Annotated in this window: 14 protein-coding genes and 1 tRNA gene; 8 read left to right on the forward strand and 7 right to left on the reverse strand. The window is 27.9% G+C overall.

What is annotated here, in order from left to right:
- The first annotated feature begins 327 nt into the window (after positions 1-327).
- Both murB and R4I97_RS08350 read left to right on the forward strand, forming a co-directional pair.
- Positions 328-1,230 carry a UDP-N-acetylmuramate dehydrogenase gene (gene murB / locus R4I97_RS08345; RefSeq protein ID WP_335784602.1) on the forward strand — a complete coding sequence of 301 codons (903 nt, stop codon included), beginning with the start codon at positions 328-330 and terminating at the stop codon, positions 1,228-1,230.
- Positions 1,217-2,203 carry a radical SAM protein gene (locus R4I97_RS08350; protein WP_335784603.1) on the forward strand — a complete coding sequence of 329 codons (987 nt, stop codon included), beginning with the start codon at positions 1,217-1,219 and terminating at the stop codon, positions 2,201-2,203. The genes murB and R4I97_RS08350 overlap by 14 nt, the downstream gene beginning before the upstream one ends.
- 9 nt (positions 2,204-2,212) lie before the next feature.
- Here the strand turns inward: R4I97_RS08350 and R4I97_RS08355 are convergent.
- Positions 2,213-2,287: transfer RNA gene (locus R4I97_RS08355), tRNA-Gly, on the reverse strand.
- 143 nt (positions 2,288-2,430) lie between these two features.
- On the opposite strand from R4I97_RS08355, the gene R4I97_RS08360 reads away from it, so the two are divergent.
- From R4I97_RS08360 to R4I97_RS08375, 4 genes are all read left to right on the forward strand, one after another.
- Positions 2,431-3,015, forward strand: a complete 585-nt coding sequence (locus tag R4I97_RS08360; RefSeq protein ID WP_335784604.1) for an OmpA family protein — start codon at positions 2,431-2,433, stop codon at positions 3,013-3,015.
- Between the two features lie 23 nt (positions 3,016-3,038).
- A complete protein-coding gene (locus R4I97_RS08365; RefSeq protein WP_335784605.1) occupies positions 3,039-3,635 on the forward strand; it encodes an OmpA family protein in 597 nt (198 codons plus the stop codon).
- Between the two features lie 91 nt (positions 3,636-3,726).
- Complete coding sequence (locus tag R4I97_RS08370) at positions 3,727-4,839, forward strand: HEAT repeat domain-containing protein (protein WP_335784606.1); 1,113 nt, start codon at positions 3,727-3,729, stop codon at positions 4,837-4,839.
- A gap of 5 nt (positions 4,840-4,844) precedes the next feature.
- Positions 4,845-5,117, forward strand: coding sequence for a hypothetical protein (locus R4I97_RS08375; protein WP_335784607.1), 273 nt, complete (start codon positions 4,845-4,847; stop codon positions 5,115-5,117).
- Between the two features lie 165 nt (positions 5,118-5,282).
- Here R4I97_RS08375 and R4I97_RS08380 read toward each other — a convergent pair whose 3' ends face one another.
- From R4I97_RS08380 to galT, 6 genes are all read right to left on the reverse strand, one after another.
- The gene (locus R4I97_RS08380) at positions 5,283-5,984 is read right to left on the reverse strand and encodes a flagellar hook assembly protein FlgD (RefSeq protein WP_335784608.1); all 702 of its coding nucleotides are present in this window, start codon (positions 5,982-5,984) and stop codon (positions 5,283-5,285) included.
- 40 nt (positions 5,985-6,024) lie between these two features.
- Positions 6,025-7,563: a flagellar hook-length control protein FliK gene (locus R4I97_RS08385; RefSeq protein ID WP_335784609.1), complete on the reverse strand. Its 1,539-nt coding sequence runs from the start codon at positions 7,561-7,563 to the stop codon at positions 6,025-6,027.
- 358 nt (positions 7,564-7,921) lie between these two features.
- Positions 7,922-8,530, reverse strand: a complete 609-nt coding sequence (locus R4I97_RS08390) for a LemA family protein (RefSeq protein ID WP_335784610.1) — start codon at positions 8,528-8,530, stop codon at positions 7,922-7,924.
- Between the two features lie 81 nt (positions 8,531-8,611).
- On the reverse strand, positions 8,612-9,256 hold the full coding sequence (locus tag R4I97_RS08395) for a TM2 domain-containing protein (protein ID WP_335784611.1): 645 nt from the start codon (positions 9,254-9,256) through the stop codon (positions 8,612-8,614).
- Positions 9,257-9,285: 29 nt separating this feature from the next.
- On the reverse strand, positions 9,286-10,281 hold the full coding sequence (locus R4I97_RS08400; RefSeq protein ID WP_335784612.1) for a glycosyltransferase: 996 nt from the start codon (positions 10,279-10,281) through the stop codon (positions 9,286-9,288).
- Between the two features lie 6 nt (positions 10,282-10,287).
- The gene (galT, locus tag R4I97_RS08405; protein WP_335784613.1) at positions 10,288-11,262 is read right to left on the reverse strand and encodes a galactose-1-phosphate uridylyltransferase; all 975 of its coding nucleotides are present in this window, start codon (positions 11,260-11,262) and stop codon (positions 10,288-10,290) included.
- A 134-nt stretch (positions 11,263-11,396) separates the two neighbouring features.
- Here galT and R4I97_RS08410 point away from each other — a divergent pair, with 134 nt between their 5' ends.
- Positions 11,397-12,500, forward strand: a complete 1,104-nt coding sequence (locus tag R4I97_RS08410; RefSeq protein WP_335784614.1) for a hypothetical protein — start codon at positions 11,397-11,399, stop codon at positions 12,498-12,500.
- Between the two features lie 96 nt (positions 12,501-12,596).
- Positions 12,597-13,208 (forward strand): rubrerythrin family protein, encoded by a 612-nt coding sequence (locus R4I97_RS08415; RefSeq protein WP_335784615.1) that lies wholly within the window; start codon positions 12,597-12,599, stop codon positions 13,206-13,208.
- Positions 13,209-13,411: the final 203 nt, after the last annotated feature.

Raw genomic sequence — 13,411 nt, forward strand, 5'->3', positions numbered from 1 at the left:
GCAGGCACTTCCTACGGTCGCGGTGCGGACTTCGTCAAAGTTTTCGCCCTTCGGGCACGCTTCGCGAAAGTGCAATTATTATAACTTTATATATTGCTAATGTATTAAATATATAGGGTAATACCCTAATTGTAGCTTAAAAATGCAGTCTTTTTGGTTCTTTTGGTCACAAAAAGAACTGGGGGTGTGGGGCAAAGCCCCACAAATATTTTAAATTAAAAAATATAAATTTTTACAAAGTTAAAAATTTTAAGCATATTTAAAAATATTTTGACAATTTGTGTTTATTCAAGTATATTATTTTTAATAATTTTTTAGGATAAATATATGCATAAAATTAACGGTGTTCTATATAAACAAAATTGTTCATTAAAAAAATATAATACTTTTAGAGTAAATGCTAAAGCACTTCATTTTTATATGCCTGAAACTATTAATGGTTTTATAGATTTAATTAAATATTTAAATGATGCTGATAAAAGATATATTATTTTAGGCGGCGGAAGCAATGTGCTTTTTTTGGATAAGGTAATAGAAGTTCCTATAATACATACAGGATTTTTTACAAGAATAGAGCAGACTAGCAATAATATTTTAGCTTATTCTGGGGCTAATGTTATAGATGTTGTAAAATACGCTTATAGAAATAGTTTTACAGGTTTAGAGTTTTTGTATGGTCTTCCTGGCAGTATTGGCGGAGCAGCGTATATGAATGCTCGATGTTATGAACATTCTATATCAGAGTTTGTAGATAGTGTTGGAATTATAGATGACAATATTGAATATATGCATATAAAGGCAGATGAATGTAATTATGGTTATAAAAAAAGTGTGTTCCAAGATAAGAAATACATTATAATAGATGTGAGGCTAAAATTAAATAAGGGCTTAAAAAAAATAATTAAAAAAGATATGAATAAATATATAAGAGACAGAAAAAACAAAAATCAATATAAATATCCGTCTGCGGGAAGTACTTTTTTGAATGATTATGAAACTAATATGATAGCGGGTAAGGTAATAGATTCACTTAATATGAGAAACACAAGGGTAGGGGGAGCTATGGTTTCGCCGTATCATGCTAATTTTATTGTTAATTATAATAATGCTACGGGAAGAGATATTTTTGAACTAATGAAAAAGGTGAGAGAAGAAGTTTACACTAAAACAGGTATAAAGTTAAATGCTGAAGTGCGTATTATAGGAAATGATGAAAATGAAGTTTTTTGATAAAAATTTTAATAGTTATACTGAAAAACATTTATATTATATTGACAGTGCTATAGAAAAAGCTCATTCACTTTATGACAGCTGTATATGCTGCGGGCATTTATGCAAAACAGACAGAAATAGTAACAAAATAGGAAGATGTAAGATTTTTGAAGACACTAATCATATAAAAGTAGCCTCTCATACTTTGCATTTTGGTGAAGAGCCTATGCTTGTTGGAAAGAGCGGAAGCGGAACAGTATTTTTTTCTAATTGCAATTTATCTTGCGTGTTTTGTCAGAATTATCAAATAAGCTCAGAAGGCATTGGAGAAGTTATAGATTTAGATATATTGTCATCTTATTTTTTAGATTTAGAGAGAGAAGGTGCTAATAATATTAATCTTGTAAGTGCAACGCATGTAATTTATCCTGTATTAAAGGCTTTAAAAATAGCATTATTAAATGGTTTGAATTTGCCTATAGTTTATAATACAAATGGTTATGACACTAATGAATTATTAGATTGCTTAAACGGTATAGTTGATATTTATTTGCCTGATTTAAAATATTTTAATAATGAGAAGTCTATAAAATATTCCAGAGCAGAGAATTATTTTGATGTTGCAATTAATGCTATAACTGTAATGAAAAATCAGGTTGGTGATTTAATTATAGATGAAAATGATATTGCCAAAAGCGGCATAATAATAAGGCATTTAATTTTGCCAAATAATGAATCTGATTCTTATGATATATTAATAGAATTAAAAGAGAGAGGATTTTTAAATAGCTATATTTCTTTAATGTCTCAATATAGCCCAGAGTTTATGGCAAAAGATTATGATAATATTAACAGAAAACTATATGTTAAAGAATATAATGAAGTATTAAACTTTGCATTAGATTTAGGTTTTGAAAATATACTAGGTCAAGAGATGGAAAGCAGTGAGAATTATTTACCAGATTTTAGAAAAGACAAGCCGTTTGAGTGAATTAAAAAATGGAGCGGGCGAACGGAATCGAACCGTCATCTTTAGATTGGAAGTCTAAGGTAATAACCATTATACGACGCCCGCAATTAAAGTTTAATTATTATAACATGCAGATAAAAAAAAGCAAGCTATTTATATTATTTTACTAATATTTTCTTGATAATTTTACTAATTCATAATAATATGGTTTTACTGTTTAAGAATAATTTTAAATAATTGGGGAAAAAATGAAAAAGATAATATTAATTCTATCATTTATTTTAACTACAGTAGTTGCTTGTTCCAGCACACCTAAGGCGACTACTCCAGAAAATACATCTGGATTTAATACTCAATTAAACCTTCCAGATGGTGTTAGAGTGAGAGAAACTCCTAGGGGAAAGGTATTAGAGCTTTATGACCCTAAAGCTAAAAGCGATGTCGGCAAGCAGTCTGGAATATATGAAGTAAAATTCCAATTCGATAAAGCTGTAGAAATAGGAGAGTATAAACAGGCTTATAATTTAGTTTATACTATATTAAACAACAATCCAGAAATAAGAATTATGGTAGAAGGTAATTCTAGTAAAGAAGGTAAAGCTCCTTACAACTACAATTTATCTGTAAGAAGATCTGATACTAGTTACAATTATTTAATAAAATTAGGTACTAAAAATAACAGACTTCTTAAAAATGCTTTTGGTGAGGCTCTTCCAGAATATCCTACTTTAGAAGCTAATAGAAGAACTGAATTTATAGTAATAATGAATGAAGCAGATTTAAAAAAGTATAATGACTTTGCAAAAACTGTCGATGTTAATAAAGAAAATTAATATCTAAGGTTTTGGTAAAGGCTATGAAAAAATTATTATTTGTTTTTGCTTTATTTATTTTTGTAATATCTTGCGGTACTACTCCAGAAATGGCACCTGCAGAAAATGCAGAACCTGTTGCTTTGGCTGTACAAGAAGAACCTCAAGCTGTTACTAATACTAGTGAGCTCTATTTGCCTCAAGGTACTTCTATAAGAGATTCTCAAAGGGGAAGAGTATTTGAAACTAATCCTAAAATAATATTTGGATTTGCTAAGACTGCTATGCCTGCAAATGCTAATGTTGCTTTTGCTCAAGTAATGGAGTTTTTAGATAAGAATCCTAATGTTAGATTAGTAATAGAAGGACATACCAGCAATAAGGGAATAGCTTATCCCTATAATTACAACTTATCTGTTAATAGGGTAAAAAATGCTAAGGCTTATTTGGTTAATAATGGGGTTGATGCTAATAGATTAATTGAAAAACCGCTCGGCGAAGCATTGCCTGAGTCTAATGTTCAAGCTAATCTTAGAAGATATGAGTTTATAATTATTGAAAATCAAGCAGATATGGATAAATATAATAGTTTTGTATCTACTCTTGATGTGAGAAAGGAAACTGTATATACTGGAAATTAATTAATTTTTATGTATATTATTAGAAACTTTAACCTCCTTCTTTCTTTAACAAGAAATGAGGAGGTTTTTTAAATTAAAGGTATTATGTTTTATGAAACAATTTGTTATTTTGTTTTTATTAATTATCTCTTTTAGTTTGACTGCCCAAAATACTAATGAAATTTCTTCATCTACTAATGAAACTACATCAGCTGTTTTAAATGAAGAATATAAAGTAAATGATGAATTAATGAACACTTTTAAATATGGAACTACTTCTCAAAAAATATCGGCTATTTCAAGAATAAAAAAGACTAAAAATGAAAATGATATATCTGCTATGGTGGAATATTATCCAAATGAAAAAAATAACAAAATAAAAATAGAGATAATAAATTTCTTTAAACAAAATGTTAATGATAAAGGAAAAACTATAATAGATTATGCTATAGTAGATGAAGATGATAGTGTGAGAAAAGAGGCTTATTATTTATGTTCTATTTATCCTGATATAAAATACGAGTCAAGTATTATGTCTTCTATCAGCAATGAATCTGGTCTTATATTAGACAGTATGATAAATGCTTTGGGAGCTATTAAATCTACTTTAGCTTCAGATTATTTGGCAGAGAAATATACTAATGATGTTATTGGCTCCAGTACAAAGATAGAGATATTAAGATATTTTTCTGAGACAAAAGATATTAAAGGCGAAGTTATTTGCAGGAATGCGGCACAAAATGCAGGGGAAGCTGCTTTAGTTCGCTATATGGGAATAGTTGCAATGGGTGCTTATCCGAGTGCTGAAAATTATGAGATATTACAGAAGATATTAAAAGAGGATTTACCTGAAGTTACTGCGAGGGTTATTTATATACTTCCAGAGTATAGCGCTTATGGGGATATTAAAAAAGATATTGTTGAAGCTTGCAAAAATGATAGCGAATCTGTGAGAATATATGCTATTAAAGCTTTAAATAATTATAAGACAGAGCCAGAGATTCAGGAGCTTTTGCTTTATAGACTTCAAAATGATAATTCTGAAAATATTACTCTTGAGGTATTAAATCTTTATAGTGATTCTATGCCTACTGGAGAGATGTTTGATGCCATTAAAAAATTAGCCGACTCTTCTGCAAACAAGAAAATTAAAGACAAAGCAAAATCAATAGTAGAAGGTTCTAATAATACAACAACAGAGACAACTACAGCTACTGCTTATTAATGTTTATGATTTTGAAAGAAATTGTTAAAGAATTAGAAATTATTTTATCGGATATTGCATTTTCTGGTATAGATAATGTTGACAGTTCATTTGTAGGAAAAATAGAGCTTCTTGAAAAAAAAGCTATGGAAAATAAAATAACTAATCTTAGTAATTTATTAGATGATTTTATAAACTCAATTAAAGATTATAAATTAGAAGATTCAAGAGAGAATTTACAAAGAGTTTTTATAAATGTTTCTAAATTAGATTTTTATATAAAGAATGCATCATATTAAAAACTATTTAAATTTATTATTCTGGGGCTTTGCCCCAGCCCCCACTTCTTTTGCCGAATAGGCACCTACTCGGTGGTGACCCAAAGAAGCAAAAGGACTGCATTTTTTAAGCTCAAATATAAATATTGCTTAATACATTAGATATATATTGTATTATATTAATTATTATTTCTTAATAGTTTTGTTTCCTATACTAGCTTTTTCTTCGTTTTGTTTATTATCTTCTTTCGCTGTCATCATAACAGAATTATTAACAACCTCATCACCATTTCCGTCATCTTCTGAAGGTCTTACTATTTGAGCTTTATCTGCTAATGATGATTTGAATATTTTTGTAGCTTCATCTTCGCTTTGATTTTCCATAATTGCAGTAGTTGCTGCAGATTCTGAAGCCATTAAATCTCCACTTGAGTGTACTATCATAACATCTTCAGGTCTAACAGTTATAAGTCCGTTAGCTGTTCTAACTGCCAAAGCAACTCCAGTGTCATTTTCCATAACCATCTCAACAGGTCCTAAGAATCTATTTCCAGCCTCGTCCATTACCTCAACACTTTTGCCAAGCATAGAATAACCACTTTGACTAGAGTAAAATGTTTTCATAGATTCTAAGTTCTTATTAACTTCAGTCATTTGCTCTACAGAAGAAAACTGTGCAAGCTGTGCTATCATATCTCTGTTATCCATAGGAGACAATGGGTCTTGATGGCTCATTTGTACTGTTAAGAGTTTTAAAAAGTCATCTTTACCTAAAGAGTTTTTAGCAGGGTCTCTTTCAAAATTATGCTGCAAGTTAAAAGCTCCAACTTCTTGCTTTAATATTCTTATCTCCTTATCACTCATTCTTAATGCTTCTGCTGATATCATAATTTTTTATCTCCTAAGTTATTTTTTATTTAATTATTTTTTATATTAATAAATTCAATTTTCTCTCTGGAACTATATTATAATTTTGTACGCTTACAACTTCTTCTTCTATATTGTCTGCTCCAAATCCATTTAAATTATTGCCTCCAAACTCAAACTCTCCATTTTCATTTGGCATATCCTGTCTAAGCATTACATCAAAACCTTCTATGTTTATTCCAATCTCATTTAAAGAACTAATGACAGTGTCTAAGTTTTTTGTAAATATGTCTTTTATTTCAGCATTATCCACAAATATTTTTCCAACTAAATTGTTATCAGCGTCCATACTTATTTTTAATCTCACCTTGCCCAAATATTCAGGATTAAGCGACATTAAAACTTCACTCTTACCATTATTAACAGCAACTTGTGCCTTCTCTACCAATTTTGACATCAAATCTTGAAATCTAATTATGTTTTCGGCAAGGTTGTTAGTATTTTGTGTTTTAGATACATTGTTATAATGATTATATCCTTTCAAACTGGAAGAAGAATCTTTCATGTTTATAATTGTAAGTTCGCTTCCTTTTTCATCGGATATAGTGTTATTTAAATTGCTGTTGTTATTTGCATTTTCTTTGGCTTCCTGCAATCTCATCTCTCTTTTATCAGCAACATTATTATCATCATTGCTTATAAGAGTTTCTGTAGAATTATTAACTATTTCGTCATTTGTATTTTCTGTTATTTTTGTATCTCTTATGTCTTTTGCATCTTTTACATCTGCTTTTTCTATATTATTATTTTTAGCATTTTCTTCTATGTTATTGTCTTGAACTTCTACCAACTCAAATATATCTGATAATTTTTCAATACTCTCATCATCATTTTGATAAGATATAGCAATATCCTCTAAACTTTCTAAAGCTATTATTAAATCAATAATTTCTTTTTTATCTTTTTCATCTAATTCTTCTAAATTAATATTTTTTAACTCTTCTTTTATATCTTCAATATCTTTAAGCAATGAAGATAATTTTTCTTCGTTAACTTTATTATCTATATTAGTGTTTTTATCTATTTGTGCTTTTTTATCAGCCTTATAATTTTCTATTATGAGTCCTGCTTTATCAATTAATTTTTTTGCTTTTTCTTTAGAAGTTATTATATTTTTTTTAATTTCATTGTTATCTGTATTTTCAGCGTTTTCTATATGTTTATTTTCTTTGCTATTGTTTTCTGATATTTCTGTTTTTTCTTCATTTACACTTTCTTTTAATTCAGTGTTTTTATCTTCATCAGTATTATTTTCAATACTTTCTTTTCTTATATTTTCAGTATTTTCAACATTGTTTTGAGGATTTTCATCTGTTATATTATTTTTTTGAGAAGATAAACTATTTTGATAATCTTCTTCTTTTTCTATAGATTTATTTGTAACACTTTGAGAATAAATGTCTTCACTATTTTTTGCTTCATCTAACATTTTAGCGAAACTATTATTATTATCATCATATAGATTATAAATTGTATTATTGTTATTAGCAGATATATTGCTGTCATTAAAAGATAATACATTGCTAACTGAGTTTATCATAAACATAATCCTCTTAAAAAATAAAAATCATATCACTTTTATGCTCGGAAATATAGAATTTTACTTTATAAAAAATATATTGCTTATATAATTATATTTTATAATTTTTTCTTCAACTTTTTCCCATAGCAAAAAGTTGCAAAAAGTACAATTTATTTAGCCTTATACTAAAAAATATGTATCAAATAATGTAGAATAAAACTTAATTTTAGTTTAAAAATGCAGTCTTTTTGGTTTTTTGTGTCACGCCACAAGGGCACTCCCTTCAGTCGCAAAAGAACTGGGGGTGTGTACCCTAAGGGCCACGCTTCGCAGGGGGGCTAGTCCCCGCAAATAATTAAATAAAATTAATTTAATACTATTGAAATATATGTGCTGTTTGAGAAATGATATTTGTGCCTGTTTCAAATGGTAAGAAAGGAAATTTTCCCATAATACCTGCTACTATATTTGAAGGCGGCATTGTTGATAATCTATTATATTCATTTACATGTGTATTATATGTTTCTATCGCTTTTTTTTCTTCTTGTATGATGGGTCTTATTGTTCTTAAAGCTTCCATATAAAATTGATTTGTTCTTAAAACAGGATAATTCCTTGCCGTATAATCTATTTTATTTATATTTTCTTGTATTCTTGCTTGAATATATTGAAATTCTTGAAAGGTTAGCGGTTTTTCTATTAATTTATCATCTATATCTATTTTACTTAATCTTGTTATATAATTACTCAATGAAGTTATTGTGTATGTATCTAATCTTGGTATTTTTGATACTGCATTATAATATTGTATAGAGGCTTCTCTTTTTTTAGAATAAATATCTAATATATTATTTAAATATTCTCTTGATAATTTCTCTTCAGTGAGAATAGATTTTTTTATAGAAGTAGTAGTTACTATCATAAATATGCTAATAGCTACAACATTAACTATTATAAATATTATAGCTACAATAGAACCCTTCATTAGCTTTCCTTAAATATTTTGTTCAAACAATAAAACAATTATATATAAATAAAAGTAAATTGTCAAAAGAATATACATATACTATTTTTTTAAAGTTGATTTTATCACTTCTATATCGCTGGATATATCCATTATGTTATTATTATATATTGTATTTAATGTTGTTTTTAAGTTTTCTTTCATTGCTATAATAGAATCCATTATATCATTTTTTAATTTTGTATTATCTTGTTCTATTTTTGATTTTTCTAAATCTATATATGTGTTTATTATTTTTATTATTGTAGGTATATTATATTCAAGAAGTTTTTCTAATTCTTTTATTGCTATTTTATTATTGTTAGTACTTTTTGCAGATATTTCTATTATATTTTTATAGAGCTCATTTAATTCTTTAATATTTTCTTTTAATTCATTATCTTTAATTTTGATTGACATATTATTTATAAGTTTATTATATTTTAGAGAATTATTAATTATATCATATCCTTTATTATTTCTATTAGTTAATTCTATTTTATTATATTTATCATCAAATTCTTCTTCTGTCATAAATGTAAACTTTAATAAATCTATTACACAAAGAATAGTAGGTATAAAAGTCCAAAAAAACAAAACATGCAATACGCCTCTCTTTGTTTGGCCGAGGTAGAATTTTTGTATGCCAATACCGCCAAGCATTATAGACAATGCAGAATATATTATAGCATAAGCTCTTTTTTTCATTTTAGTCTTTTACCATAATTTATAATTTTTTAAGAAAATGATTTATATTTATTTATACTAAATTTGGTTACTCTTTTATAACCAGTTATAATTCTAAAAATAGCATAAAAAAAACCTAATCCATAAAACAGATGCGTTATAAAAAACATAAATGGGTATATAAACATACCTAATATTTTATTTATAATTCCTTTTTCTTTTATAGATTTTATTATTCCTGCTAAAATAGTAGCTGTCAAGTATATTATAGCAGGAATAAAATATATAGCTATATAATTAATTTTGCTGCATAGATAAATGGCTAATATGATTGGCAGTAATAATATATAAATACTAAAGAAAGCAGGCAATGTAAATATTAGGTTTTTTTTATTGAAGTTTTTATAAAGCTGTTCAAATCTTCCCCTTCCATAGTTAAGTAACATTTTTATATATGATTTTAAATTTCCTCTTGGAGGTCTTCTTACTATTATCTCAGGGTCATACATTAGTTTATACCCTAAAGAAAGTATTTTATCAATTAATGCATTTTCTTCATTCGGATATAAACTTTCATCAAAAAGCCCCGCTTCAAATATCACATCTCTTCGTATAAATAAATTGCAAAGTATCACATCTCTGTCGGTTCCTTCTCTATAAGTAGAAGAGTTTTTACTATATCTATTTGCTATTGGGCCAACTGCATAATAGGAACGCATACAAGAATCAATATATCTTTCTTTTGCATTTGAAATAATATGAATAGCAGGTCCTCCAACAATTGCTATTTTCTCATTGCTTTCAAATATTTCTGCTGCTCTTTTTATATTAAGCGGATCTATAAGTGAATCATTATCTATAAAATATATGATATCTCCTGATGCTTTTTTTAAACATTCATTTCTTTGCACTGTAGGGTGAGTACCTTCAGCTTGAAATATTTCTATATTATTTTTATTATAATCAGATAGATAAATTCCTACTAATGTACTTTCTATATTTTCACCTATTCTATGAGGAATAATCACACTTACTTTTAATGACACTTATATTTACATCCCAATATTTCTAAAATAAGCAGTTCTTAAATTAGCAGCCATCTCCTCAGGGCTGGTAGGATTGCAAGGAGCCCAAGCACCTGTTTCTGATGAAGCATTAAATTTTTGTTTTTCTTTACTTCTCATAGGAGGGAAGAACTCTATATGATAACGCCAAATATCATTATAATTAAATCCATCATTTACAGGAGCACTATACATACACATCATATAAGGGAATTTCATATCAAATAATGTGTCTAATGTAGTAGTAGCTTTTTTCAAAGTATCAGCTAAAGATAAAGATTCTTTTTCATTAAAATCATTTATTGCTATAACATTCCTCTTAGGCATAATCATAATACCATAAGGATATTCAGAAGCAAATGGAAGGAAACATACAAAGTCTTCATTTTCAAATATGATTCTTCTTCCGTCTTCAATTTCTTGATCGAGCATATCAGCAAATAGGTTTCTATTTTTTAAATTATAGTAGCTTGAAGCCATATCTATTTTTCTTTTAATTCTCAATGGTATCCAGCTATAGCCATATATCTGACCATGAGGATGCGGCATAGTAACCCCAACTACTTCACCTTTATTTTCAAAAGGCATAATATATTTTATTTTTTTATTTTCAGCTATTTTAATCATTCTTTCCTGCCATAATTTTACGAGCTTTAATATATGCTCAACAGGCAATTCTGGAAGCGTAGTATTGTGATCTGAAGAATATAGTATTACCTCACATTTTCCTATGGAAGGCGCAGTTCTAAATAGTTTACCATTGTCTACATCATCTGGATAAGGCGGTTCAAAAGATAGTGCAGGAAAGTCATTATCATAACAGAGAACATCATAGCTGTCTGGTACTTTGCCGCTTCCCGGGCAAAAAGGACAATAATCTTTAGGCATTTGCGGACGTGCTTGCCTATGACTTGCTATCATAACATAATCTCCAAGTAAAGGATTATAACGTAATTCTGCCATAATTAATATACTCCTGATGATTTTTATATTTCGCAATAATTATATACCTATTTTGTATAATAATCAAATATTTTGTAATTTATTTTTTATAATCATTATGTTATAATGTCGGCTATAAATATTGAGGGTTAATTATGAGAATTATAATAATATCTGTTTTATTATTTTTACAAATGTTTTTTGTTATTTATGCTGATACTACTGTTGATTTTAGGCTTTTTACAAGTTCCTATGCATATAATGGAGAAAATACCTATTGGCAAGAAACCAGAACAACTTTAACTTATTTTGAAAATTTTACAGAGGGAGCTTTTGATATAAAGTTTAATGAGCTTATTACTTTAAGTGTTGGGGCTTCTGTATTTTTTCCATTTACATTCGAGTTTCCTCAGGGTATAAGAGTTTTTCCTATAGTTACCACCCAACTATCGAATGAATATATTGCATTAAGGATAGGCACAATGAAGGGAGGGCATAATTTACCTTCTCCTATAAGAGACCCTTTAATGGATATGACTCCAGTTGTTCGTTCTACTCCAGATAATACTTTGATAGCTAAAGGACCAGAAGAGTATAAATATAATGAACCTTTTACGCATGGTTTTTATGAATATGGAGCATCTTTTGAATGGTTTAAGGGGGGAAGAGGCGAAATATATATGAATTGGCAGATACAGCACAATGCTAAACATAGGGAAAGGTTTGATGTTGGGCTTACTTATGCTTTAGATTTTCTTCATGATATAGCAACTCCATATTTGGGTGTTCATTATTGGCATAATGGAGGGCATGAATATCCTTTTGTAGAAGGAAGTCCTGCTATAACAGAAAACTATGTAGGTGCAATCGGTATTAATAGTGAATATTTATCAATACTTTATATGGCTTCTTATAATTTGGTTGATAGAGATAATATTGCAGGACAATTTGGTCATGCTTTATTCCTAAGGGGTAATATAGATGTTATGACTTGGTTTAAGATAGAGCCTATAGTATTTGTTTCTGGTTGGTATATCAATAAAAATCATAAATTTATAAGTGTAGAAGGTGACCCATTTTATAGAGTACCATTTTATTTTGGCTTGAACATTACTAAAGATTTTGTATTCGATAATGGTATAGTATTGAGTTTGGGGTTTGTTAATGGATTATTCTTAACAGAAGAAAATAAAGTTGGTATAAGGTATGACCAAACATTGAAATTTGATTTTACATATTTAGTTCCTATAAAGCAATAAATATTTTATATTTATTATTTAACTATTTTTTATGTTTCATGTTTTAAAATGCATATATTTTTTGTAATACAATAATTTTTTATATAAGGAATAACTATGTTAAAAAAATTATCTTTGTTAATTTCACTAATGTTTATCTTTTTTAGCTTTGCCAATGCGCAAACAGCGAAGTCTACATTAGACGGCATGATGCAGTCTTATAATGGAGAGATGAATGCTTCTGCTATGTACGCAGAATTTGCTAAAAAATCACAAAATAAGAGTGTATCAACTATGTTCAAAGCTGCTTCTGCTGCTGAGGCTATACATGCTAAACTTTTAAATGATATGGCTATATCTAACAAATTAACTGCTAAACCTTTAACTGCTAAAATTAATCCTGTTAAAACATCTACAGATAATGCTCATTTACAAGCTGGTATTAAAGGTGAAACTTATGAATATACTAAAATGTATCCTGCTTTTAGTAAGGTAGCTATGGCTGAGGGTAATAAAGATGTTGCTAATTTAATGAATATGATAGCAAGCGTTGAAAAAACACATGCTCAGTTATATGATAAAACTATGAAAGATTTGGCTGCTGGACAGGGATTACCTGAAGGTTATTATGTATGTCCTGTTTGCGGATATATAGAAAGAGGAAGCTCTCCTGATGAATGTCCTATTTGTAGTGCTTCTGGAAGTACTTTCCAAGCTTTTTTGAGCTAAAATTATAGATTTTTGTAAAGCGGCATTGATAACGTTATTGTTATTGATGCCTTTTTTTATATTTATATGATTTATTCTATTAAATATGAAATGAGTAAGTATATTAGTTTTTTAAAAAATAAATAAAATAATTATTATAAAATTAATGTATATTAATAATATTATATTTATAAAAATAATAAAATATAAAACTTTAATTTATT

This window comes from Brachyspira pilosicoli, from assembly GCF_036997485.1.
Taxonomy (GTDB): domain Bacteria; phylum Spirochaetota; class Brachyspiria; order Brachyspirales; family Brachyspiraceae; genus Brachyspira; species Brachyspira pilosicoli_C.